Source organism: Pseudomonas alkylphenolica, assembly GCF_004025535.1.
Taxonomy (GTDB): Bacteria; Pseudomonadota; Gammaproteobacteria; order Pseudomonadales; family Pseudomonadaceae; genus Aquipseudomonas; species Aquipseudomonas alkylphenolica_A.
Map to the genome: position 1 here is coordinate 1 of NZ_QJRG01000028.1, position 255 is coordinate 255.

The 255-nt window shown below is 60.0% G+C and carries 1 protein-coding gene; it reads left to right on the forward strand.

The window, feature by feature from the left end; translation table 11 throughout:
• Positions 1–255: immunoglobulin-like domain-containing protein (locus DM813_RS28380; RefSeq protein WP_164897190.1), on the forward strand; the 255-nt coding region annotated here is incomplete at both ends.

Consider the following 255-nt stretch of genomic DNA (forward strand, 5'->3'; position numbering starts at 1 on the left):
ACGGTTCGGCGACGGCTAAAGTAGTCGACACTGAAACCGCCTCGACTGTCAGCCTGTCCGGCTCGGTACAAAACGAAGGCCCATCGGCGCAATACGTCTTCACCGCCACCCTCAGCCACGCCTCCCAGGGCGTGACCACGATCACCACCGACAAGGGTGTGATCACCATCGCTGACGGTGAAACCACCGGCACCCTGAAGATCGATGCTGCCAACGGCGAAGATGTCTACAAAGACGGCTCCGAACTGGTTGCCA